Here is a 21,654-nt window from a genome sequence, read left to right as displayed (position 1 = left end):
CTGCTAGTCGGGGACCAACCGCGACACATGGGTCAGCCTGCTATTGGGCAGAGACAGTCGAATCCTGCGGAACCCGGCTGCCGCTTTGTCCGGCATCATCGCCAGGCTGTGTCGATTGCGCCTGGTCACCGTTGGCTGTGCGGATCATGGCGTACTGGGACTCGTGCAGCCGATAGTAGGCGCCCCTCTTGGCCAGGAGCTCCTGGTGGGTGCCGTGCTCCACGATCTGCCCATGATCGATATAGAAGATCTGATCCGCATTCTCGATGGTGGACAGCCGGTGGGCGATGACGAAGGAGGTCCGCCCCTTGAGCAGATGGGCCAGTCCGGCCTGGAGGGCCTCCTCGGTGCGGGTGTCGATGCTGCTGGTCGCCTCGTCCAGGATCAGGATTCGGGGGTCGGCCAGCAGAACCCTGGCAAAGGCGATCAGCTGCCGCTGACCTGCGGAGAGGGTGGATCCGCGCTCCTCGACCTTGGTATCGTAGCCGTCGGGCAGCTCCATGATGAACTCGTGGGCATGGACGGCCTTTGCGGCCTCCTCGACTTGCTGGTCGGTGGCCTCCAGGCGACCGTAGCGAATGTTCTCGCGCACGTTGCCAGTGAAGATGAAGGTGTCTTGAAGCATGACCCCCATTTGTCGACGCAGGGAGGCCAGGGTCACGTCGCGCACGTCATGCCCGTCCACGCAGACGCTGCCCTCGGTCACGTCGTAGAAGCGCGAGAGAAGGTTGACGATGGTGGTCTTGCCGGCGCCCGTAGGCCCCACCAGGGCGACCGTGCTGCCTGCCGGCACATGGAAGTCCACCAGGTTGAGGATGTTGCGGCCTCCGGGCTCGTACTTGAAGACCACGTCGTTGAAGTCCACCCTGCCCTTGACCGGCGGCAGCTCTATGGCCCCTGGACGGTCCTCGATCCCAGGGCGGACGTCGAGGGTCTCGAAGATGCGCTCCAGGTAGGCCGAGCATGTGATCAGCTGGTTGTAGAAGTTGCCGATGTTGATGATGGGGTTCCAGAAGTTGTTGGCATAGCCGACAAAAGCGATCAGCATGCCCGTGGTGACCTGCACGCCACCCAGGCCGGTGATCCCCAGATAGTAGATCAGTGCGATGGTGATGGTGGAGATGTTCTGCACTCCTGGCCACATCAGGTACTGGATGTGCACGGCCCGCATCCAGGCGCTGCGAACCTGGCCCTGCTGCTCCTGGAAAGTATGGAACTGCTCGCGCTCCCTGACGAAGGTCTGCGTGGTCTTGACCCCTGCGATGGACTCATGGATGTAGGCGTTCAGATTGCTCTGTTTGTTGGACAGGCGCTGGTAGGCCCGCCGCTGGAAGCGCTGGAGAATCAGCACATAGAGCACCAGCAGGGGCATGAGGACCAGGGACCAGAGGGTCAGCCTCCAGTCGATGACGAACATGACAACCAGGGTCAGCAAAAAGGTGAAGATGTCCGCGATCACGTTGATCAGACCCGAGCTCAGGGTATCCGAGAGGGTGTTGACGTAGTTGACCACCCTGATCAGGATCTTGCCATGGGGCCTGGAGTCGAAGTATGAGAAAGGCAAGGTCTGGATGTGGGTGAAGAGGTCACGGCGCATGTCCTTGAGCATGAGCTGGCCCACCTGGGTGATGGCCACCGTCCGGTACCGCAGGAGGAGCTCGTAGATGACGATAGCCAACAGAAAGACCGCCCCCAGGGCGAAGAGCCGGACCGGGTCCTTGGAGGGGATGACCGCGTCGATCATGGTCTTGGTCATGTAGGGAATGGCCACGGCGATGGCGCTCATGGACAGAACCGCCGCCAGGATGATCACCCCCTGGCGCAGGTAGGGTTTCAGATAGGCCCCTATGCGCTTGATATCACCGAAATTGATCTGCTCCTCCAGGTCCTCGTCCTCGCGAAAGGTGTTCCTGCGCGTGGTGCCTGCCGAACGTTGCTCTTGCTGCTTCATCGTCTCACCTTGCCATGCCTGCTGATGCGTCAGAACCCTGCCGACTGTCCGGATTGCAGCCCCAGCTGCTTGCGATAGATCCGGTAGTAGCGGCCGTGGGCGTGGACCAGCTCTTCATGGGACCCGCGTTCCACAATCCTGCCGTGGTCCAGGACCAGAATCAGGTCGGAATCCTTGATGGAGGAAATCCTGTGGGCGATGGTGACCATGGTCCTGGTGCCCTCCATCTCCTGCAGATGCCGCTGGATGGTGGCCTCGGTCTCCATGTCGACGGCCGATGTGGTGTCGTCCATGATCAGGATGGCCGGGTCGTCAGCCAAGGCCCGGGCCAGGCTGAGCCGCTGCTTCTGGCCGCCCGACAGGCCAACCCCGCGCTCGCCCACCACGGTGTCATAGCCCTCGGGCATCCGGTTGATGAAGGAGTCGGCGCCGGCCATGGAGGCCATGGTCCTGACGTACTGCTCGTCGTCGCGTTGGGCTCCGAAGGCGATGTTGTCGCCGATGGTGTCCGAGAAGAGGAAGGTGTCCTGGGCCACGATGTTGACCTGCCGCCGCAGCAGGTCCAGGGGCCACTGCCTGGCATCGATCCCGTCGATGAGCACATGTCCCACGGTGGGGTCGTAGAAGCGGGCCACCAGGCTGACCAGGGTGGACTTGCCCGAGCCGGTCTCCCCCAGTATGCCCAGCCGGGTGCCAGCCGCCGCATGGAAGTCGATGTCCTTGAGGATGGGGGTCTCCGGGTCGTCAGGGAAGGCGAAGCTGACGTGGTCGAAGCGGATGTCCCCACGGATTCTGACCGGGTCGCCGGCCTGCTCGCCGTTGACCTTGGCGCGGACTGTGGCCGCCTGGACCACGCCGGCCTGGGCGTTCTTGCGCTCGACGATCCTGGGCTCGGCCGTCAGCAGCCGACGGATTTTGACGCAGGAGGCGTTGAAGCGCTCCACATCGTTGATCAGCCAGCCGGATTGGCGCACCGGGCCGTCGATCATCCACAGGAAGCTGTTGAAAGAGACCAGGGCGCCCAGGGTCATCTGCTGGCGGATGACCAGCCAGCCGCCCAGGATCAGGGTGATCAGCTGGAGCATGTAGGAGCAGCCGTCCAGCCAGGGCATGTAGGTGCGGCTGTTGCGGGCGGAGTCCATGTTGCGCTGCATGTAGTCATCGTTATGCTGATCGAACTTCTCGGTCTCATAGGGCTCGCGGACGAAGGCCTTGACCACCCGGTTGCCCTCGATGTTCTCCTCGACCATGGAGTTGAGGGATGCCAGCGAGTTGCGGATGGCATAGAAGAGCGGGTGGGCGTGCTTGGAAAGCTGCCAGGTGAAGCAGAAGAGGAATGGAGTCACGGCCAGCAGGGCCAGGGCCAGCCGCCATTCGATGGTGAACATGACGGCCAGGGACCCGATGAAGAGGCAGATGGCATCCAGGATGTTGTATGAGACCCAGGAGACGAAGTGGCGGATGGCATCGGTGTCCGAGGTCATCCGGCTCATGATGTCGCCGTTGCGGGTGTGGTTGAAGTAGGTGAAGTCCATGTCGTGGAGCTTCTCGTATTCGTCACTGACCAGCCGATAAATGGTGTTCTGGCCGAAACGCTCCATGAACATCTGATAGCCATAGCGGCAGACGCTACGCCCAAAGGTGACGGCTATCATGGCGAAACAAAGCTTGGGCAACCGCTCCTCATGCCCCTGACCAATCACCTGGTCCACAATCATGCCCGCCAAAATAGGCATAAGCATGACCAGGACCTTGTCCGCCGCAAAGAGCAGGAGAGCGGCGGCGATTCTACCGGCGTCCGGTCTGCAGTAGGGTAGGATCCATCGAAGGTTGCTGCTGTGCTGATTCTTCGCAGAATCGACGTACATTGGAGGACACCCTCACGTTCCCTGTTGAACTTCTCTGATCTGGTCTCTTCTCATTGCCGTGACCGTCCGGGAGTGTGACTGACCAATGATGACGCCCGGCTGTGTTCTTCGCCTCTGCAAGGCCGCGCGCGTCCGCCCTGGATTCGTCTAAGCGTGGCCTATTTTATTGGAGCCTGCACCAGATGCAACCCCGGATCTCGGCGTGTCTAGGCCCAGAATCCGGAGATCATATGTGGCGAGGATGCCCCTGGACCAGAAGGTCCAGCTCAGGTCCTGACAAGCGCTTCAGATCGACACCGCCTGTTGTTACGGCAACCTGGAACCTGGTGCCTCGCACCTCCAACTCGTAGGTCAGCGAGCGCCAGGATGAGGGCAGGCGGGGGTCGATGCTCAGCATGGTCCCGCCGGTGTCCCGTAGGCCGCCGAAGCCGCAGACCAGGCTGGACCAGACGCCTCCGCAGGCGGCCAAGTGAATGCCGTCAGTCGTGTTGGCGTGCAGGTCGTCCACGTCCGTGAACAAGGACCGACGGAAGTACTGCATGGCCAGCTTGTCATGCCCCACCTCGGCGGCGAGGATGGACTGGGAGGCTGCAGACAGGGTCGAATCCCCGGTGGTCAGCGGATCGTAGTAGTCGAAGTCAGCCAGCTTCTGCTCCGGAGTGAACCAGGAGCTGAGCAGGTAGAGGGCCATAACCACGTCGGTCTGCTTGAGCACCTTGTGCCGGTAAATGACCAACGGATGGTAGTGCAGCAGCAGGGGCCTGGCCGTGAACTGGTCGAAGTGCCAGCGAGGGCGTTGCATGAACTGGGCATCCTGGGCATGGACCCCCTCCTGATCGTCGAAGGGGGCGAACATGGCCTCAGCCGCATGAGACCATTTGGCGGCCTCATCGTCGTCGAAGTGCAGCCTTTCGCGTATGCCGCCGATCAGATCCGGGTGCTTCTCGCGCAGGTGCTGGTAGGCCTTGTAAGCGGCTAAGAGATTGAACCGAGCCATCTGGTTGGTGTAGAGGTTGTCGTCGACCAGGACCGTGTACTCGTCCGGGCCGGTCACACAGTGGATGTGGAAGCGGCCGTCCTCCTTATAGCGCCCCAGGCTCATCCAAAGACGGGCCGTCTCCACCAGGATGTCTACGCCCTCAGCCTGCAGGAAGTCTTCATCGCCGGTGACCTGCACATATTGGGCCACCGCATAGGCGATGTCGGCATCGATGTGGTATTGGGCCGTGCCGGTGGGGAAGTAGGCGGAGGCCTCCTCGCCGTCGATGGTCCGCCATGGGAAGAGGGCGCCGTTCAGATTGAGCGCGCAGGCCCTGCGCCTGGCCGCCGGCAGCATCAGGTAGCGGTAGTGGAGGACGGCTCTTGCTCGAGCAGGCGCCGAATAGATCAGGAAGGGGAGAATATAGATCTCGGTGTCCCAGAAGTAGTGGCCGCTGTAGCCGGATCCGCTCAGGCCCTTGGCGCCCACGCCGTTCTCAATCTGGGCCGTGGACTGGGCCAGCTGGAAGAGTTCCCAGCGCACCATCTGCTGGGTACGGCCGCCATCGTCGGCCTGGATGCGGATATCCTGACGCTCCCAGAACCGGTCCAGCCATGCCCTCTGACGCTGCTCCAGCTCTTCCAGAGAGAGGGCGCTGACCTCCTCCAGCCGATCGCGGCAGTCCTCGACCAGACGCCTGGTCCCCTCCCCCCGGGTCTGCACGACCAGGCCGTTGCCGCTGGTGCCGGCCGGAAGGATGGGATGGCTACGGTAGACGGCGTAACGGACCAGGCGGGTGGAACCGCCCTTGGGCACGTCCATGCGCCAGCCGGAGCCTTCAACGGGCCGGCCGTCCCTGAACTGCCGGACGCCCAGAGCCAGGCTGAGCCGTGAATTGTTGCAACGAAATACCCTGCAATCCGCACTCAGCTCACCATAGACCGCATTGTCCAGCACCTCGTGGATTCCGCAACCGTCCACAAAGGTCGACTTGCGGGGGTCGCTGGAGTTGACATGGCGGGGGTTGTCAGCATTGACCGGCCCCTCGACCACCACAGCCATGTCACGGTCGGGCGACTCTACAGTCAACGTGCACACGCTCAGGTTGCGGTCATACAGACAGACCATGCGTGTAAGCACGGTCTTCAGATGGATGCCATGGTCCAGATCGTACAAATTGGTGGTAGTCGCGATCCCAGTTCGGAAGTCCAGACGCTGAGTGGTCTTCTCAGGCCGGCCCAGGGGCAGCCCCTCCACCTTGAGGGTGAAGTCCGAAGCATCGGGCACTCCTTGGATCAACTGTCCTACCTTGGCATACCCGTAAGCGCTTTCGGGATGGGCAATCCGGAAGGTGTCATGGAAGCCACTCAGGAAGGTGCCGTTGCCCAAGCAGCGTTCCCCGCCGCCTTCGCCCCTGACGCCGACGGAGCCGTTGGTGACGGAAAAGACCGTGGCGCTGATGTCTCCAGGCCGCCCGACCTCGCTGAGACCCCAGTCTTCCACGGGGAAGCGGCCCTCATCCAGACTGGGGTCCTTCCCCTGCGCACGCTCGCCCGCATCGTCGTCGATCAGCTCGATCAGCTGGTCCACCACCAAGTCCGCGCCGGCCTTGAACAGCTGCTCACGGCCGGCGCCCCTGTTCACGCCCACAACCAGGCCGAACCTGCCGGCATGGCCGGCGGCTACGCCGGAGAGAGCATCCTCGACCACAACGGCATCCTCATGATGCAGTCCGAGAACCTTGGCCGCATAGGCGTAGGTGTCCGGGGCCGGCTTACCCTGAAGACCCATCTCGTCCTTGAGGTTGCCGTCCACCACGGTGTCGAAGTATCCGGCGATTCCAGCGGCCTGGAGGACCTGGGCCGTGTTGCGCGAGCTGGACACCACAGCCAGACGCTTCTTATCGGAGCGCAGGTGCCGAAGCAGATCCACGGTGTCCGGGTAGGGATCGATGCCCTTCTGCTTCAGCATCCGCTCAAAGGTCAGGTTCTTGCGATTGCCGTATCCGCAAATGGTGTCCAGTTTCGGATCATCATCGGGGCTGCCCCAGTCCAGCTCGATGCCCCTGCTACGCAGCAGGGCGTCCACGCCGTCATAGCGGGGCCGGCCATCCACATAGGCGTAGTAATCCTGCTCCGTATAGGCCGGGACGTTTCCGGGCAGGACCTGATCGAACAACGCCTTCCAGGCGGCCTTGTGCAGGATGGTCGTGGGCACCAGCACCCCGTCCAGATCGAAGAGCACACAGGCGAATTGGGCAACCTTCATGGTTACCCATCCTATGGGTCTTCCATGACGAAAGAACCCGGCGGTTCTGAGAACCGCCGGGCGAGAAGAGAGAGAGAAGAAGGGGTTCAATTATCGGGGCCGCATGACCCCCATCGGCCACTACCTCAACCGACAGAACAAATATAACCAGCGCTACCTTGGAGGAAGTGCCCAAAAACCTCAAAGTTCTCTGTGAATCACGAATGCCGTCCCGGGCGCGTCGACTGTCACTTGCCCTGGTCGCCCAGCTTGGCCTGTTCAGCCTCGAATCTGGCACGCTCCTTGGCCTTGCGGCGATCCAGCTGCTCCTGGAAGCGGTCCAGCTCCTCCTGCACGGCTTCCTTGGGAATGCGCGGGAAGATGGGTGTGGGCCGATCGATTGGCGTGCCGTCCCTGAGGGGCTCGCGCGCCCAAGGATGGACCGTCTCCCCCAGCCGGTAGTCGCCGGTGATGATGGGATAGTGGAAATCGGACCGATCCAGGTCGTCAACCTCCTCGACACGGGGCAAGGGGGAAAAGATGCCCTTGCCGCCCATGGTCTCCCAGACCCGCTGAGAAGCATGGGGCAGGAAGGGGGCCAGCATGGTGTTGACGTCCAGTACGGCCTGGGCGGCGGTATGCAGGACAGCAGCCAGACGGTTCTTGTCATCCTTAATTTTCCAAGGCTCCTGGGCGGAGATGTACTTGTTGATGTCGCCCACCAGAGCCATGGCCTCGACCAGGGCGGCCTTCTGGCGATGGCGTTCGATCAGGGATCCCACAGTATCAAAGGTCTGCAGGCTGCGGTCCAGCAGGGCGGCGTCCTCTCCGGTCAGCCAGGACTGCTCAATGGCGGGGATGCTGCCGAAGTCCTTGTTGAGCAGGTTGGCCACGCGATTGACCAGGTTGCCCCAGGAGGCGGCCAGCTCCTCGTTGTTGTGCCGGACAAACTCAGCCCAAGTGAAGTCCGAGTCCGAAGTTTCTGGCCCGGCGATGGAAATGTAGTAGCGGACTGCATCGACCGGATAGCGTGCCAGGATGTCCTTGACGTAGATGACGATGCCCCTGGAGGAACTGAACTTCTTGCCCTCCATGGTCATGAACTCGCTGGCCACCACCTGCTCAGGCAGGTTGAGTTCGCCGTAGGATCCCGGCTGTCCGCCCTTGGACCCCTGACCGTTGTAAGCCAGGATCTCCGAGGGCCAGATCTGGGAGTGGAAGGTGATGTTGTCCTTGCCCATGAAGTAATAGCCCAAGGCCTTAGGATCATTCCACCACTTGCGCCAGGCCTCGGGGTCGCCCTGACGACGAGCCCATTCGATGGATGCCGACAGGTAGCCGATGACGGCATCGAACCAGACGTAGAGCTTCTTGTTGGGGTCGTCGACCCAGCCGTCCACAGGCACGGGAATGCCCCAGTCGATGTCGCGGGTGATGGCCCGCGGCTTGACCTCCCTGAAGAGCCCCAGGGAGAAGTTGAGCACGTTGCTGCGCCAGCCCTTCCGGGTCTTCAGCCAGGCCAGGTTGGCCTCGGCCAGAGCGGGAAGATCCAGGAAGAAGTGCCTGGACTCCTCAAACCGGGGCATCTCCCCATTGATCTTGGACACAGGGTTGATCAGCTCGTCCGGATCCAGCTCGTTGCCGCAGTTGTCGCACTGGTCGCCGCGAGCTCCATCAGCACCGCAAATGGGGCAGGTCCCCTCAATATAGCGGTCCGGCAGGGTCCGGCCGGTGGAAGGCGAGATGGCCACCTTCTGCTGGCCCTCATAGATGTAGCCGTTGGCCCGGCACTGGCGGAAAAGCTCCTGCACCACCTTCTCATGGTTGCCGGTCGTGGTCCTGGTGAAAAGGTCATAGCTGAGCCCCAGATCGCACAGATCCTTGACAATGACCCGGTTATAGCGGTCAGCGATCTCCTGAGGTCCCACACCTTCGGCGTCAGCCTCCACCAGGATGGGAGTGCCGTGCTCGTCAGTCCCCGAAACCATAAGGACATCATTGCCCTTCATGCGTTCGTAGCGTGCATAGACGTCGGAGGGAACGCCGAACCCAGCGACGTGGCCGATGTGACGGGGCCCATTCGCGTAGGGCCAGGCGACGGAAACAAGGATATGACTCATATCAGCAAGATTATCGGCTCAGGCCTACAATCCCCTGCTCGTCCACAGGACTGCCGCCGAGCAAGCAAATTATCCACAAATGCACATATTTGGCCCTCTCTCAGGCAAACCCGGGCAGGACCATTTACAGTCGAACCATGAATCGAGAACACGCGCTCGGGGGAGCATCGTGGACGCCTACCACTGCCGCTGGCGCCAGCCGCCCTCTTAGGGCTACCACCAAGCCGCCAAGTCGACCACTGCAAACCGGTGCAGCGCCGACGCATACCCGCAGCCGTCCTTCTACGGCCGAGTTTGGGGCCCCGGCCCCTGAGCCCGAGCCACTGCCCAGTCTGATCCAAGTCGAGGATTTGCCCGGTCCACTCAGCCTTAGCATGCTGGTGAATGAAGGAATCGTGACCTGTCTGGACCAATCCTGCTGCTACCTAAACGAACAGGCTGAGGGACTCTACGGTCGCGCCTCCATCGTCACGCCCATGGTTCCTTACGGCGCAGCGGCATGCGGCGGTCTGGCGCTCTGGATATGGATCAACGGCCAATTCCCCGATACGCTGGACATCATCTCCAACTCCCACTTCCGCACTCCGGTTCACGGCAGGCCCCTGCGACCCCACCAGCGCCAGCTGGATGCCCGCTACCTGATGAAGCTTGGGAAGCTTTGGGTGACTTCGCCGCTCTGGACGGCCTGCGATCTGGCCTGCGATTCCTCGGGCCAATGCAACGGGGAGGAGATTACGGCGGCCTTGCATGAACTCATGGAGCGGTATCAAGTCAGCTGCGGATCCTGCGAGGAGCTCCTGTCCTCCAACCCACGCTGGCCTGGCCACGCTCAAGGGCTGGAGACCATAAGACGACTCAAGGCAATGCTATGAACCAGCCGATAAAGGATAGCAGACGCGGGCATGGCCATCATCGACGCAGCGGTCGGGACCGGAGTCAGGGCCGTCGTGAATCATCCGCCGCTAAACGCATGGCCCGGCTCATGACTGCCGTCAGCGGCGGGTCGCGTCCCCGGGCGGAAGACAATTTGAAGCGAGACAATTCCGATAGCTTGGAACCAAAGGCCGAAGTGCGCGCCCCACCGCCAGAGCCCCCTCTGGTGCCAACGGCCCTGATGGCCACAGACCCCGAGACCGACCCGAGCATCCTCTGGGCCATCGCCCGAGAAGAGCCCCAGCTACGTCGATGGCTAGTAGCCAATCCCGCCGCCTCGCCAGCCTTGCTGGAGGCCGTCTCCCAACTGGGCGGGCCTGGTGTGCGCAGGGCGCTGGAGGTGCTGCTGGACGAAGGGAACGAGAATCAGTCCCCCCTGTCATCTTCAACAGCCAAGGCATAAATCCTTTTGCGATTGGGCAGGCTGCCATCGGCCAGGGGATGCTCGGCAGCCACCCGGGCAATGGCCTCCTTAAGCCGCAGGCCCTCGGATCGGGCCAGATCACGTGCCAGAGCGGCCAACTGCCGGTCATCCATAGCCTCAGGATCATTGCGCCTGGCCTCCAAGGCGGAGGCACCAGCCACGACCAGGACCATCTCTCCCCTGGGGGGATCTTCCCGCAGGGAACACACGATGTCGCCGATGGTGCCCCGCCGGATCTGCTCATGCTCCTTGGTCAGTTCCCGGCAGAGAGCCATGAGCCGACCGGGGCCGAAGACCTCCTGAAGATCCTGCATAGCCTGATCAATGCGGTGGGGGGTCTCGTAGAAGACCATGGTCCGCTCCTCGCTGCGCAGGGTGCGCAGATGCCGCAGCCGTTCCTGATGTCGGCGGGGAAGAAATCCCTCATAGCAGAAGCGGTCGGTCGGCAGGCCGGAGAGGGCCAGGGCATCCAGCACCGCGCTGGGGCCGGGCGCACAGGTGACCGGTATGCCTCGTTCGATGGCCCGCCTGACGATGGCCATACCCGGATCATTGATGGTAGGCATGCCCGCATCCGAGACCACCAGCGCACAGGCCCCTTCACGAACCTGATCCAGAATGGGATCGGCCATCCGCCGCTCGTTGTGATCGTGATAGGCCATAACCCTGCCGCCTACGCGCACCCCTAACCGATTGGCCAGATCATAAAGCCTCCGTGTGTCCTCCGCAGCCACCAAGTCAGCCGACTGCAGGAGCTCCACCAAGCGTGTCGAAGCATCGGCGACATTGCCTATAGGTGTGGCCGCCAGCACCACCGTTCCACGTGAAACACTGGGAGGAATCGGCTCCTCACGACTTTCTCCGCCCAGTACATGTCCATCGCTCCGGCCATTCATGCTGCTCATGCCTTTAGTATGGCCTAATCTAGGGGTGATGACATCTTTGGCAGGGCTTTCTTCGCAGCATCGCTCCTCCAGACACGGCAGGCACGCCGCCCACCGGTCCGGTCGCCCTGTCATACTGTCCATCTTCAGTTGGCCAAAGGGTCAGCACACCAGGAGAGGACTCAACTGGATTCCCCGGCTTTCCCACCGGCAAAGCGGCTGGCTGGCCTGTATCCTCATGGCTCTTCTAGGCGGGCTCCTGCGGTTTGTGCGGCTGGGCAGCCCTCGGGCCATCGTCTTCGACGAGACATATTACGTCAAAGATGCCTGGACCATGCTGATGACCGGCGAGCCACGCAACTGGCCGAAAAAAGCCGGCCCGCTGGACCTTCCCATCGACCAGATCTTCGCCCAGGGGCACACCAGCGGCTGGCTTCCTCAGGCCGAATACGTGGTCCACCCACCGGTGGGCAAGTGGTGTATCGCGCTGGGGCTCAAACTGTTTGGAGGGGCCGGCAACCCCTTCGCCTGGCGAGTGGCCACTGCCCTGGCCGGCACCATCGCCATCCTGCTGCTCTGCCGTGTGGCCCTGCGCCTCTTCCACAACCTGCCCATAGCCCTGACAGCCGGCTTCCTCATGGCCATCGACGGTCTGGGCATCGTCATGAGCCGTACCGGCCTGCTGGACAACTTCATCATGGTCTTCGTCCTAGGGGCCTGGCTGTGCCTAATGGGCCATCGGGACTGGGCTCGGGCCAGGCTGCGGCAATCCTGGGCCAAGGACCAGGCCGATTTCCGCCTGCACTACTGGGTGAAGGTCGTTCAGTCACAGGGACAGCAGGGGCAGAAAAGCCGTGTCGAACTGCCCGTGGCCACCACCGGCCCCTTCATCGCTTGGTCCTGGTGGCGGACCGGAGCCGCCCTGCTCCTGGGCCTGGCCACCGGCACCAAATGGTCGGGCGCCTATTTCTTCGCCGTCTTTGCCCTGATCTCGGTGCTCTGGGACGGTTGGGAACGCCATCAGGCAGGGTATGGATCCTGGCTGCAGAGCGCCGTGTTCAGGGACGGGCTGCCGGCGGCATTGCTCATGATCCCCGTCTGGGCGGGCACCTATCTGGCCTCCTGGACAGGATGGTTCCTGCACAGCGATTCCTTCATGCATAGCTGGGCGGCCCAGCACCCTGGCCAGGGCTTGACCTGGCTACCGGCGGGGTTGCGGTCCCTGGCTGAATACCACCGGCAGATGTGGCACTTCCACACCACCCTGCACACCCGCCACCCGTATATGGCCAACCCCTTGACATGGCCCCTGCAGATCAGGCCCACCAGTTTCTACTGGCAGAAGCTCACCGGATTCCCGGGCCTGTGCGGACTGGCCAAGGACTCCCCCTGCGTGGCCGCCGTCACATCCCTGGGCAATCCCCTGACCTGGTGGCTGGGCAGCATCTGCATGATCCTCGCCATCGCTATCGCCGTAGTGGCCAAGCACGGAGATTGGCGAATCTGGGGGATACTGGCAGGCATGCTGGCCGGCTGGCTGCCTTGGATCCAATACATGAACCGGACCACTTTCACCTTCTATTCCATAGTCATCCTGCCTTGGATGATCCTGGCGATCTGCTATGTGGTCAACTGGCTTCGGCAGAATTCAGACAGCGTCCTCTACCGGCAGACCATGATCATGGGGCTGACCCTGCTGGGCCTGACCTCGGTCTTCTTCTACCCGCTGTGGACCGCCATGCCCATCCCCTACGAATTCTGGCGTATGCACATGTGGCTGTCCAGCTGGATCTAAGACAAAGGCAGGGCGGTCGGACACAGATGCCCGACCGCCCTGCGGACGCGTTTGCACGCCCTAGTGCTCAGACTGCTCGATCGCGGACGATCTGCGAGTACCGCAGACCGGAATCCTTCCAGAGCCGCTCCTGGGTGTCATAGTTGACCCTGATCAGCCCGAAGCGCTTGGTGTAGCCCAGGGCCCACTCGAAGTTGTCCAGCAGGGACCAGGCGAAGTAGCCGGCCACCCGGGCCCCGGCCTGAATGGCCTTGGCCACGGCCATGACATGCTCTTCCAGATAGGCCACCCGCTTGGGATCGTGAACGATCCTCCCGCCGGGCGCGTCCGGATCCTGACTGACCTGGTCATCCCAAGCGGAGCCGTTCTCGGTCACCATGAGTTCTATATCGGGGAAACGTCGGCCCAGCTCGACCAGCACATCGGTCAGACCCTGGGGTTCCTGGTTCCAGCCCATCCCCGTCAGCTCTCCCTGCGGGGCCTGCCCCTCTACGCCCTCCTGGGCCGGCATGGCGTTGGCATGGCGATCGACCAGCTTGCCCTCGGGACCGACCGAGGCATCGGCGGATTCGTCATCAGCCCTCCTGGCCTTCACATAGGTTGTGGCGTAGTAGTTCAGTCCTAGAACGTCAAGGGGCTGATGGATGGTTTCCAAATCACCGTCCTGCACGAAGCGCCAGTCGGTGTCTCCCTTTGCCGCCTGACTGGCGCCTTCCGGATAGGCATCTTCCAGCATTGGGGCCAGGAAGACCTCGTTGGCGAAGAGGTCGGCCCTCTCCTTGGCGGCGAGGTCCTCCGGGCTGTCCGAGGCCGCCCGGGTCACCTGAAGGTTGAGGGTGACCGAGAGTCGTGCATCCTGCCCGACCTGGGCCCTGATGGCCTGGCAGGCCAGTCCATGGGCCAGGTTCAGATGGTGGACGGCGGCCAGGGCCTGGTCGTAGTCCTTGATCCCGGGGGCATGGGCCCCGTTTCCATAACCCAGATAGGCCGTGCACCAGGGCTCATTCAAGGTGGTCCAGGTGTCCACCCGGTCGCCGAAAGAGGCGGCCAAGGCGGATGCGTAGTCGCCGAAACGGAGGGCCGTAGCCCTGCTGGGCCAGCCACCTGCATCCTGTAGATACTGGGGAAGGTCCCAATGATATAGGGTGATGAAGGGCCTGATTCCATTGTCGCGCAACATATCGAGGACCTTCAGGTAGTGGTCCAGCCCGGCCTGGTTCACCGGACCGCCGGCCGTGGGAAAAATGCGGGACCAGGATATGGACATGCGGTAGGCGCCGACACCTATCTCCTTCATCAGGGCTATGTCCTCCGGGTAGCGGTGATACTGATCGCAGGCCACATCACCGTTGGACCCGTCGACGACTGTGCCCGGCCGGGCACAATATGTGTCCCAGATGGAGTCCGTCCTGCCGTCCTCGTGTGCCGCCCCTTCCACCTGGAAGGCGGCCGTGGCCGTTCCCCAGATGAAATCGGACGGGAAGATGAACTTGCTCTCTTGGCCCATGCCAATCCTCTCATTTGTTTCTTTCATATCCACGGCGCTTTTCTGCTTATGGTCATTTGCTGTCCGCCACCCCATCGCAGGGGCTGCCTGGACGAAGTCGCAGGTCCTGAACCGCTTGCTCCCCACCCGTGATAAGGCCGTAGGCAGCCAGGCAGGCTTCGGAATCCGGGTCGATGTCACTGGGGTCCATGAACCCATGCCATTTCTCCTGAGGAAAAAGCTCGTCGGAGAAGGCGAGCCACTCGGCCACCAAGTCGGCTGACCCGTCCGCCAGCCAGCGGTATTGCAGACCATCCATGGCCGACATGCACAGCATCCACATGTGATGGAAGCGGTCCAGGTCGTACCCTCTGGGCAGGCACCAGTTCAGTGATTTGATGGTCCGCCAGAACTTCTGGTGGCGGCCGACGAAATAGCGGTGAGCCGGGTGCGAAGGGCTCAGGGCCTCCCCGTTCAGGATGGAGAAAAGCTTGACCATCTCCGGCCTGCGGGCATTGAAAATGACGTTGTTGGCGCAGAATCGCGGGAAGAAGAGGAGGCTGTGTCCGTCCGCATCCGTTCCTGTACAGGTCTTGTAGATGAACTCGTCGGCCTCAGGGGAGTCATAGGCCTGCTCCATGACCATGCTGAACAGGTCGTTCTTGGAGTCGATGTAATGGTAGAGAGCGGCCTCGGTGATGCCCACCTGATCGGCCACATCCTGCAGGGACATCCCCCAAAAGCCCTTGGCGGCAATCACCTTGACGGCCGCCTTGACAATCTGGTCCCTGCGCTCATCGGCGGTCATCCGCTTGCGTCGGGTAAAACCCTTGCCGGTAAAGACCTGACGAGCACGGGGGTTTTCCGAAAAGGTGGACCCGACCGTCGGACCGGATCCGTTGACCCTCCTACCAGCCCGGTACTGGTTCCAATCCTCTACTCCGGTCATGATCCCCCCTTTACTCAGGCACCTTGCAGGCGGTGGGACCCTGTCCTTGAGTCGCCGCCCGCCCCCGCGGGTTCCCATCATGACTGCAGACGGCGCCGACATGCCGAACCTTGGGGGGTTCCGGCCTGTTGGGCGCCGCGCGATTTTTACCATTGTAGGAAATCCGCACACGCTTGTCTATAGGTTTATCAATGAATGCTATCATATTAGTCAAACGATAATACAAATATGGGTCGCCAGCTTTGGCGGTCCTTCCCGGAGTGGGTTACGATTCCGGCAGCTGTTCCGCTCGGGCACTGTTGCTTTCAGGGGGTTGCGACGCCCCGAAACAATCCGGAAGGGCCGCCTGCGGCCTGCCACTCGGCCCCAACCCTACGGGACTGGGTCAGGGTTGCATCGAGGATAGGGAGAACATGCAATACGGTCATTTTGACGACGCAGCCAGGGAGTACGTCATCGACACACCCGCCACCCCGCTGCCTTGGATCAACTATCTGGGCAACCAGGACTTCTTCTCCCTCATCTCCAACACAGGCGGCGGTTATTCCTTCTATAAGGACGCCAAGCTCCAAAGGATAACCCGTTACCGCTACAACGGGGTACCTGCCGACAACGGCAGCCGCAACTACTACCTGAGCCTCATGGATCGAGACAACCAGCAATCCGCTCCCCTGGCCACCTGGTCGCCCACCTTCCTGCCCTTCAGGACCCCCCTGGACCGGTACAGCTGCCGCCAGGGGACCGGATACACCATCTTCGAATCCTCCTACAAGGGGATCGACACGGTCATGACCGCCTTCGTCCCTATGGATGCCGATGCCGAAATCAACCGTCTGAAAATCAGAAACACCACCGACTCCCCCATCCTCTTGGAGGTGACCGGCTGCATGGAGTGGTGCCTATGGAACGCCGAGGACGACTCCAGCAACTTCCAACGCAACCTGTCCACGGGCGAAGTGGAGATCGAGCAGGGATCGGAGTCCACCCTCCTCTACCACAAGACCGAATACAAGGAACGCCGGAACCATTACGCCTTCTTCGGGGTCAACCGGCCCACCTGCGGGTTCGACACCAGCCGAGACGAATTCCTGGGCCGGTTCAATGGCTGGGATACCCCCCAGGCCATCATCGAGGGCAGAGCCCGCAACTCTGTGGCCCACGGCTGGTCCCCCATTGCCGCCAACAGGGTCAGACTGTCCCTGGACCCCGGTCAGGAGGAGAGCTTGGTATTCCTCCTGGGCTATGTCCAATTGCCCAAGGAAGACAAGTGGGAGGACCCTGATGACCCCACCAAGGTGGGAATCATCAACAAGAAACCCGCACACGCCCTCTTCGACCGCTTCAAGCGTGACGACCAGGTCGACCAGGCCTTCGCCGACCTCAAGGCCTACTGGACCGACCTTCTGGATCGGTTCACCCTAGACAGCGGCGACCCCCGCCTGGACCGGATGGTCAACATCTGGCATCAGTACCAGTGCATGGTCACCTTCAACCTTTCGCGCTCGGCTTCCTATTTCGAGTCGGGCACCGGGAGGGGGATGGGCTTCCGCGACTCCAACCAGGATCTCCTGGGCTTCGTCCACCTGATCCCCGGCCGCGCCCGTCAGCGCATCATCGACATCGCCTCAACCCAGCTGAAGGATGGGTCGGCCTGGCACCAGTACCAGCCCCTGACCAAAAGGGGGAACGCCGACATTGGCGGCGGCTTCAATGACGACCCCCTCTGGCTGGTGGCCGGTACCTACGCCTACCTGGCCGAGACCGGAGATTCCTCCATCCTGGGGGAGCCCGTCCCCTTCAACAATGTGGGAGGGACCCAGAGGCCCCTCCTGGAGCACCTGCGCCGGTCAGTCGGGTTCACGATGAACCACCTGGGCCCACATGGCCTCCCCTTGATCGGACGGGCCGACTGGAACGACTGCCTTGACCTCAACTGCTTCTCCGATACGCCGGGAGAGAGTTTCCAGACCGTCGAAAACAATGATACAGGTGTGGCTGAGTCGGTCCTGATCGGAGGCATGTTCGTCCTCTACGCCGGCCGCTACGCCGACATCCTGGACCATTACGGGACGGATTGCGGGATGAGCAGGGAAGCTGTAGCCCAGGAGACCGACTCGGTCCGCCAGGCCATCGAGAAGATGACCCATGCCATAGAGGGGGCCGGCTGGGACGGCAGGTGGTTCCTCAGGGCCTACGACGCTTACTCCCGTCCTGTCGGCTCCCACACCGACAGCGAGGGGCAGATCTACATCGAACCCCAGGGGATGTGTGTGCTGGCCGGTATCGGTCTCGGTGACGGCAAGGCCCGACAGGCTCTGACCTCGGTCAAGGAGAGGCTGACCTCCTCCTGGGGTACGGCTATCCTGGCCCCCGCCTATTCCACATATCGGATCGAACTGGGCGAAATCTCCTCCTACCCCAAGGGTTACAAGGAGAATGGCGGCATCTTCTGCCACGTCAACCCCTGGATCTCCATAGCCAACGCCATGGTAGACGATGACGAGGAGGCCTTTGCGGTCTACAGGCGTACCTGCCCGGCCTACCTGGAGGAGAAGTCTGACATCCGCAAGGTGGAGCCCTACGTCTACTGCCAGATGGTGGCCGGTCCTGAGTCCCCCACCCCCGGCGAAGGAAAGAACTCCTGGCTGACAGGCACGGCAGCCTGGTCCTTCGTGGACATCTCCCAGTACCTGCTGGGGGTCAGACCCACCTTGGACGGACTGGTCATCGAGCCCCACCTGCCCGCCGAATTCAACGAACTGACCGTCAGCAGGAGCTGGAGGGGGGTCACCTACCGGATTTCCATGAAGCGGACCGGAAAACGCTCGGTCAGCCTGGACGGCCGCGAACTTGGCGACGGGATGGTGCCGCCCCAGACCGGAGAGAATCCGGTGGACCTGACCGTGACCTTCTGAGGGGCCGCCGAGCCACCTGGTGATTTACAATGAGTCGCGGCCTGAGGGCCCTTCGCATCAAGGAGGATGAGCGCAGATGCAGTATTTCGAGCAGGAGATTGAGGGGATCGACGGCAGCCGGGCTAAGTTCGTCGGCTACAGCCTAGACAACAGCGAGGAAGTAGTGCCAGACCGGGTCCGCCCATCGGTCCTGGTCATTCCCGGAGGCGGCTATGAGATGACCTCGGACAGGGAGGCCGAACCCATCGCAGCGCAGTTCCTGGCGGCGGGCTGCAATGCCTTCATTCTGCGCTATTCTTGCTGGCCCTCCGTGTACCCGACAGCCCTGGTCGAAGCGGCTGAAGCCGTGAAGCGCATCCGTGAGCACGCCGACCAGTGGCACGTGGACCCCAGGGCCATCAGTATCATGGGCTTCTCAGCCGGTGGCCACCTGGCGGCCAACCTGGCCACGACCGCCGGAGACCAGGACCTCCGAACCCACGGCTATGACCCCGACGCCGTCCGCCCCGACGGCCTCATGCTGGGCTATCCGGTCATCACCTCCGGCCCCCTCGCCCACCGAGGGAGCATCGACCACCTCCTGGGCGACAAGAAGGAGGACCCGACAGCCCTGGAGGCGGTCTCCATCGAGAGACACATAGACGGCAAGACCCCACCCGTATTCGTCTGGCACACCATGGAGGATGGCCTGGTCCCTCCGGAGAACACCCTTATGCTGGTGGAAGCCTGCAAGCAGGCTGGGGTGAGCGTGGAAGCCCACCTCTTCCCACACGGAGGCCACGGTCTGGGCTTGGGGACTGAAGAAACCGCCTGGCAGGGGACCAACGGAATCGAACCCTGCGTGCAGATCTGGCCTCGTCTCGCGGCCGCCTGGATCAAGCGGACCTTCAGGGGGAAGGGACCGGCCGCCTAACTCCCCTTGACACCCGAAACCCTATCGTAGTTCAGAACTCCTTGACGCCAGCCATAACAAGACCCGGATACTCAGGTTCACCGTCGGCCTGTCAGGCCAGTGCGACCAGAGCCACCCCATAGGCAGGCAGATCCAGCGGACCGGACACACGGCCGCCGGTCAGGAGATCCTCACCGCCCCTCAGGAGAGGAAGGTCAGCAGTGATTGGCGAGTAGGACGAGTTGATCACGATGGCATACCGGGTCCCGTCATCCGATTGGCGGATGGAAAGGCTGACGTCCCTGGGTGTGTCGACCGCAGGGAGCCCCAGGCTGTCGACGATGGGGTTCGTGAAGGCCTCCATGCCAGCCTCGTTCAGGGGGGTGCCAACAAAGTAGGCCTTCCCCCTGCCGAAACCGTTCACCGTCAGGGCGGGGCTGCCGGCGTAGAAGTCGCCGCCCCCGTAGGAGGCAAGAGGCTTGGCTCCCTCGCAACGGATCAGGCTGGCCACGATCTGACCGGCAGGCTGGCCGTCGGCAGATGCCAGACCCTCCACCGGTATGGTTTCGTCAGGCGCCAGGGCGTCGATCTCCTCGACCCAGACCCCGGTCAGCCCCCTCAGGGCACCCGGATACCCGCCCGGAACCACCAGGTCGTGTTCGTCGTGGATACCGGCCATATAACCGGTGACGAAGGTGCCACCGTCGGACACATAGGACTCCAGGTGGTCTGCCACACCGGGCAATAGGGAGATCAGAGCCGGGGCCAGGACCAGGTCATACTTCTTCAAGGTCTCGACCGGGGCCGTGCTGGGGATGAAGTCCACGGCCAGATTGCGGCGGTAGAGGGGGCGGTAGAAGCGGTGGACCTCCTGGGGGTAGGAGAAGCCTGTCGTGGGGCCCACGCAACCTTCCAGGGACCAGTAGCTCTGCCAGTCGAACATGACGGCCACCTTGGCCACCACCTGGGTGCCCATGAGACGGGCCCCCACCCTATCCAGTTCGGCCCCTAGGGCAGCGGTCTCCTTGAAGACTCGGGATTCCTCACTGCCGCTGTGGTCTATGACGGCCCCATGGGAGCGCTCACAGCCGCCCAAGGACTGTTTCATCTGGAAGAACTGCACCGTGTCGGCCCCATGAGCCACGGCCTGCCAACTGAGATTGCGGACCTCGCCGGGCCGCTTGACCTTGCAGAAGGGGAACCAGCCCTGTTGGTTGGGCGTCTGCTCCATCAGCATAAAGGGACGGCCGCCGCCCACTCCACGCATAAGGTCGTGGGACATTGCGGTGAAGCTGGGCGGGGTGTCCATGCCCGGATAGTTGTCCCAGCTGACCAAGTCCATCTGCTGGGCCCATTCGAAGTAGTCCAAGTCCTTGAAGGTCCCCATCAGGTTGGTGGTGATCGGCGTGGAACCGTCGTGGCGGCGGATGGCGTCGCGCTCATTGGCGAAACAGGCCAGCTGTGCCTGCTCTTGGAAGCGGCGGTAATCCATCTGCAACCCGGAGATCACGCACTTATTCTCACCGATCCCATCCCCGTAGGCCACAGGTGGAACCACGTCATCCCAGTCGTAGATGGTGTGGCTCCAGAAGTTGGCGCACCAGGCCTGGTTGAGGGCCTGGACCGTGCCGTACTTCTCCTTCAGCCAGACACGGAAGGCCCAGGAACAGCCCTCGCAGTAACACAGGCCGCCGCCACCGCCGTACTCGTTGCCCACATGCCAGGCCACCAGGCCCGGGGTGTCGGAGTAACGCTCGGCCAGATGGCCTGCCAGAGCCCCGGATGCCTGTCGGAAGTATTCACTGGTGGGGCAGAAGTTATGCCGCCCCCCGAAAACGCGATGCCTGCCCTCCTGGTCGGTCCGGATCACCTCTGGGTGGGTCCTGACCATCCAGGCAGGCAGGGCCGCCGTCCCCGTAGCCATGACGATGTTGAACCGGTGCTTGACCAGAAGGGCCACAATCTTATCCAGCATGGAGAAGTCATATCTGTCTTCCGAAGGTTGCAGAAGGGCCCAGGAGAAGACGTTGATGGTGGCCTCGTTGATGTGGGCGTCCTCGAGTTTTTCGATGTCCTGTTCCCAGGTGTCCTCCGGCCACTGTTCCGGATTCCAATCGCCCCCGAACAGGAAGCTGCTGAATGTGGGTTTCATGATCAATCTCCTTCAGGTCGTCCGACGGGCACCAAGTGACCCCATAGCGGGCGACTGCT

Annotated in this window: 13 protein-coding genes; 5 read left to right on the top strand and 8 right to left on the bottom strand. The window is 62.4% G+C overall.

All coding sequences use genetic code 11. From position 1 onward, the window contains the following. Window positions 1-40: 40 nt before the first annotated feature. From GYM67_RS01035 to metG, 4 genes are all read right to left on the bottom strand, one after another. On the bottom strand, window positions 41-1,951 hold the full coding sequence (locus tag GYM67_RS01035; protein WP_220236734.1) for an ABC transporter ATP-binding protein: 1,911 nt from the start codon (window positions 1,949-1,951) through the stop codon (window positions 41-43). Window positions 1,952-1,980: 29 nt separating this feature from the next. After that, window positions 1,981-3,819 (bottom strand): ABC transporter ATP-binding protein, encoded by a 1,839-nt coding sequence (locus GYM67_RS01030; RefSeq protein ID WP_220236733.1) that lies wholly within the window; start codon window positions 3,817-3,819, stop codon window positions 1,981-1,983. 226 nt (window positions 3,820-4,045) lie between these two features. After that, entirely contained in the window at window positions 4,046-7,066 is a 3,021-nt protein-coding gene (locus GYM67_RS01025) for an HAD-IA family hydrolase (RefSeq protein WP_220236732.1), read from the bottom strand. 227 nt (window positions 7,067-7,293) lie between these two features. Further along, window positions 7,294-9,165, bottom strand: coding sequence for a methionine--tRNA ligase (gene metG / locus GYM67_RS01020; RefSeq protein WP_220236731.1), 1,872 nt, complete (start codon window positions 9,163-9,165; stop codon window positions 7,294-7,296). 380 nt (window positions 9,166-9,545) lie between these two features. Between metG and GYM67_RS01015 the strand changes: the two genes are divergently transcribed. Together GYM67_RS01015 and GYM67_RS09210 are read left to right on the top strand one after the other, a co-directional pair. After that, on the top strand, window positions 9,546-10,037 hold the full coding sequence (locus GYM67_RS01015; protein ID WP_220236730.1) for a hypothetical protein: 492 nt from the start codon (window positions 9,546-9,548) through the stop codon (window positions 10,035-10,037). Further along, window positions 10,034-10,501, top strand: coding sequence for a variant leucine-rich repeat-containing protein (locus GYM67_RS09210; protein ID WP_258561524.1), 468 nt, complete (start codon window positions 10,034-10,036; stop codon window positions 10,499-10,501). The genes GYM67_RS01015 and GYM67_RS09210 overlap by 4 nt, the downstream gene beginning before the upstream one ends. On the opposite strand, the gene rsmI is transcribed toward GYM67_RS09210, so the two are convergent. Beyond that, window positions 10,465-11,418 carry a 16S rRNA (cytidine(1402)-2'-O)-methyltransferase gene (gene rsmI / locus GYM67_RS01005; protein WP_220237338.1) on the bottom strand — a complete coding sequence of 318 codons (954 nt, stop codon included), beginning with the start codon at window positions 11,416-11,418 and terminating at the stop codon, window positions 10,465-10,467. The genes GYM67_RS09210 and rsmI overlap by 37 nt on opposite strands. A gap of 226 nt (window positions 11,419-11,644) precedes the next feature. Here rsmI and GYM67_RS01000 point away from each other — a divergent pair, with 226 nt between their 5' ends. After that, window positions 11,645-13,201, top strand: a complete 1,557-nt coding sequence (locus GYM67_RS01000; protein WP_258561523.1) for a dolichyl-phosphate-mannose--protein mannosyltransferase — start codon at window positions 11,645-11,647, stop codon at window positions 13,199-13,201. A 67-nt stretch (window positions 13,202-13,268) separates the two neighbouring features. On the opposite strand, the gene GYM67_RS00995 is transcribed toward GYM67_RS01000, so the two are convergent. Both GYM67_RS00995 and GYM67_RS00990 read right to left on the bottom strand, forming a co-directional pair. Next, window positions 13,269-14,708, bottom strand: coding sequence for a glycoside hydrolase family 1 protein (locus GYM67_RS00995; protein WP_220236729.1), 1,440 nt, complete (start codon window positions 14,706-14,708; stop codon window positions 13,269-13,271). A 52-nt stretch (window positions 14,709-14,760) separates the two neighbouring features. Further along, window positions 14,761-15,636 carry a TetR/AcrR family transcriptional regulator gene (locus GYM67_RS00990; protein WP_220236728.1) on the bottom strand — a complete coding sequence of 292 codons (876 nt, stop codon included), beginning with the start codon at window positions 15,634-15,636 and terminating at the stop codon, window positions 14,761-14,763. 413 nt (window positions 15,637-16,049) lie between these two features. Here GYM67_RS00990 and GYM67_RS00985 point away from each other — a divergent pair, with 413 nt between their 5' ends. Beyond that, entirely contained in the window at window positions 16,050-18,551 is a 2,502-nt protein-coding gene (locus GYM67_RS00985; RefSeq protein WP_220236727.1) for a glycoside hydrolase family 94 protein, read from the top strand. A gap of 76 nt (window positions 18,552-18,627) precedes the next feature. Next, a complete protein-coding gene (locus tag GYM67_RS00980; RefSeq protein ID WP_220236726.1) occupies window positions 18,628-19,464 on the top strand; it encodes an alpha/beta hydrolase in 837 nt (278 codons plus the stop codon). Window positions 19,465-19,555: 91 nt separating this feature from the next. Here GYM67_RS00980 and GYM67_RS00975 read toward each other — a convergent pair whose 3' ends face one another. Continuing rightward, complete coding sequence (locus GYM67_RS00975; protein ID WP_220236725.1) at window positions 19,556-21,595, bottom strand: beta-galactosidase; 2,040 nt, start codon at window positions 21,593-21,595, stop codon at window positions 19,556-19,558. Window positions 21,596-21,654: the final 59 nt, after the last annotated feature.

The organism is Bifidobacterium asteroides (assembly GCF_019469425.1).
In the GTDB taxonomy this organism is placed as follows: domain Bacteria; phylum Actinomycetota; class Actinomycetes; order Actinomycetales; family Bifidobacteriaceae; genus Bombiscardovia; species Bombiscardovia asteroides_I.
This window is presented reverse-complemented; position numbering and strand designations above follow the sequence as displayed.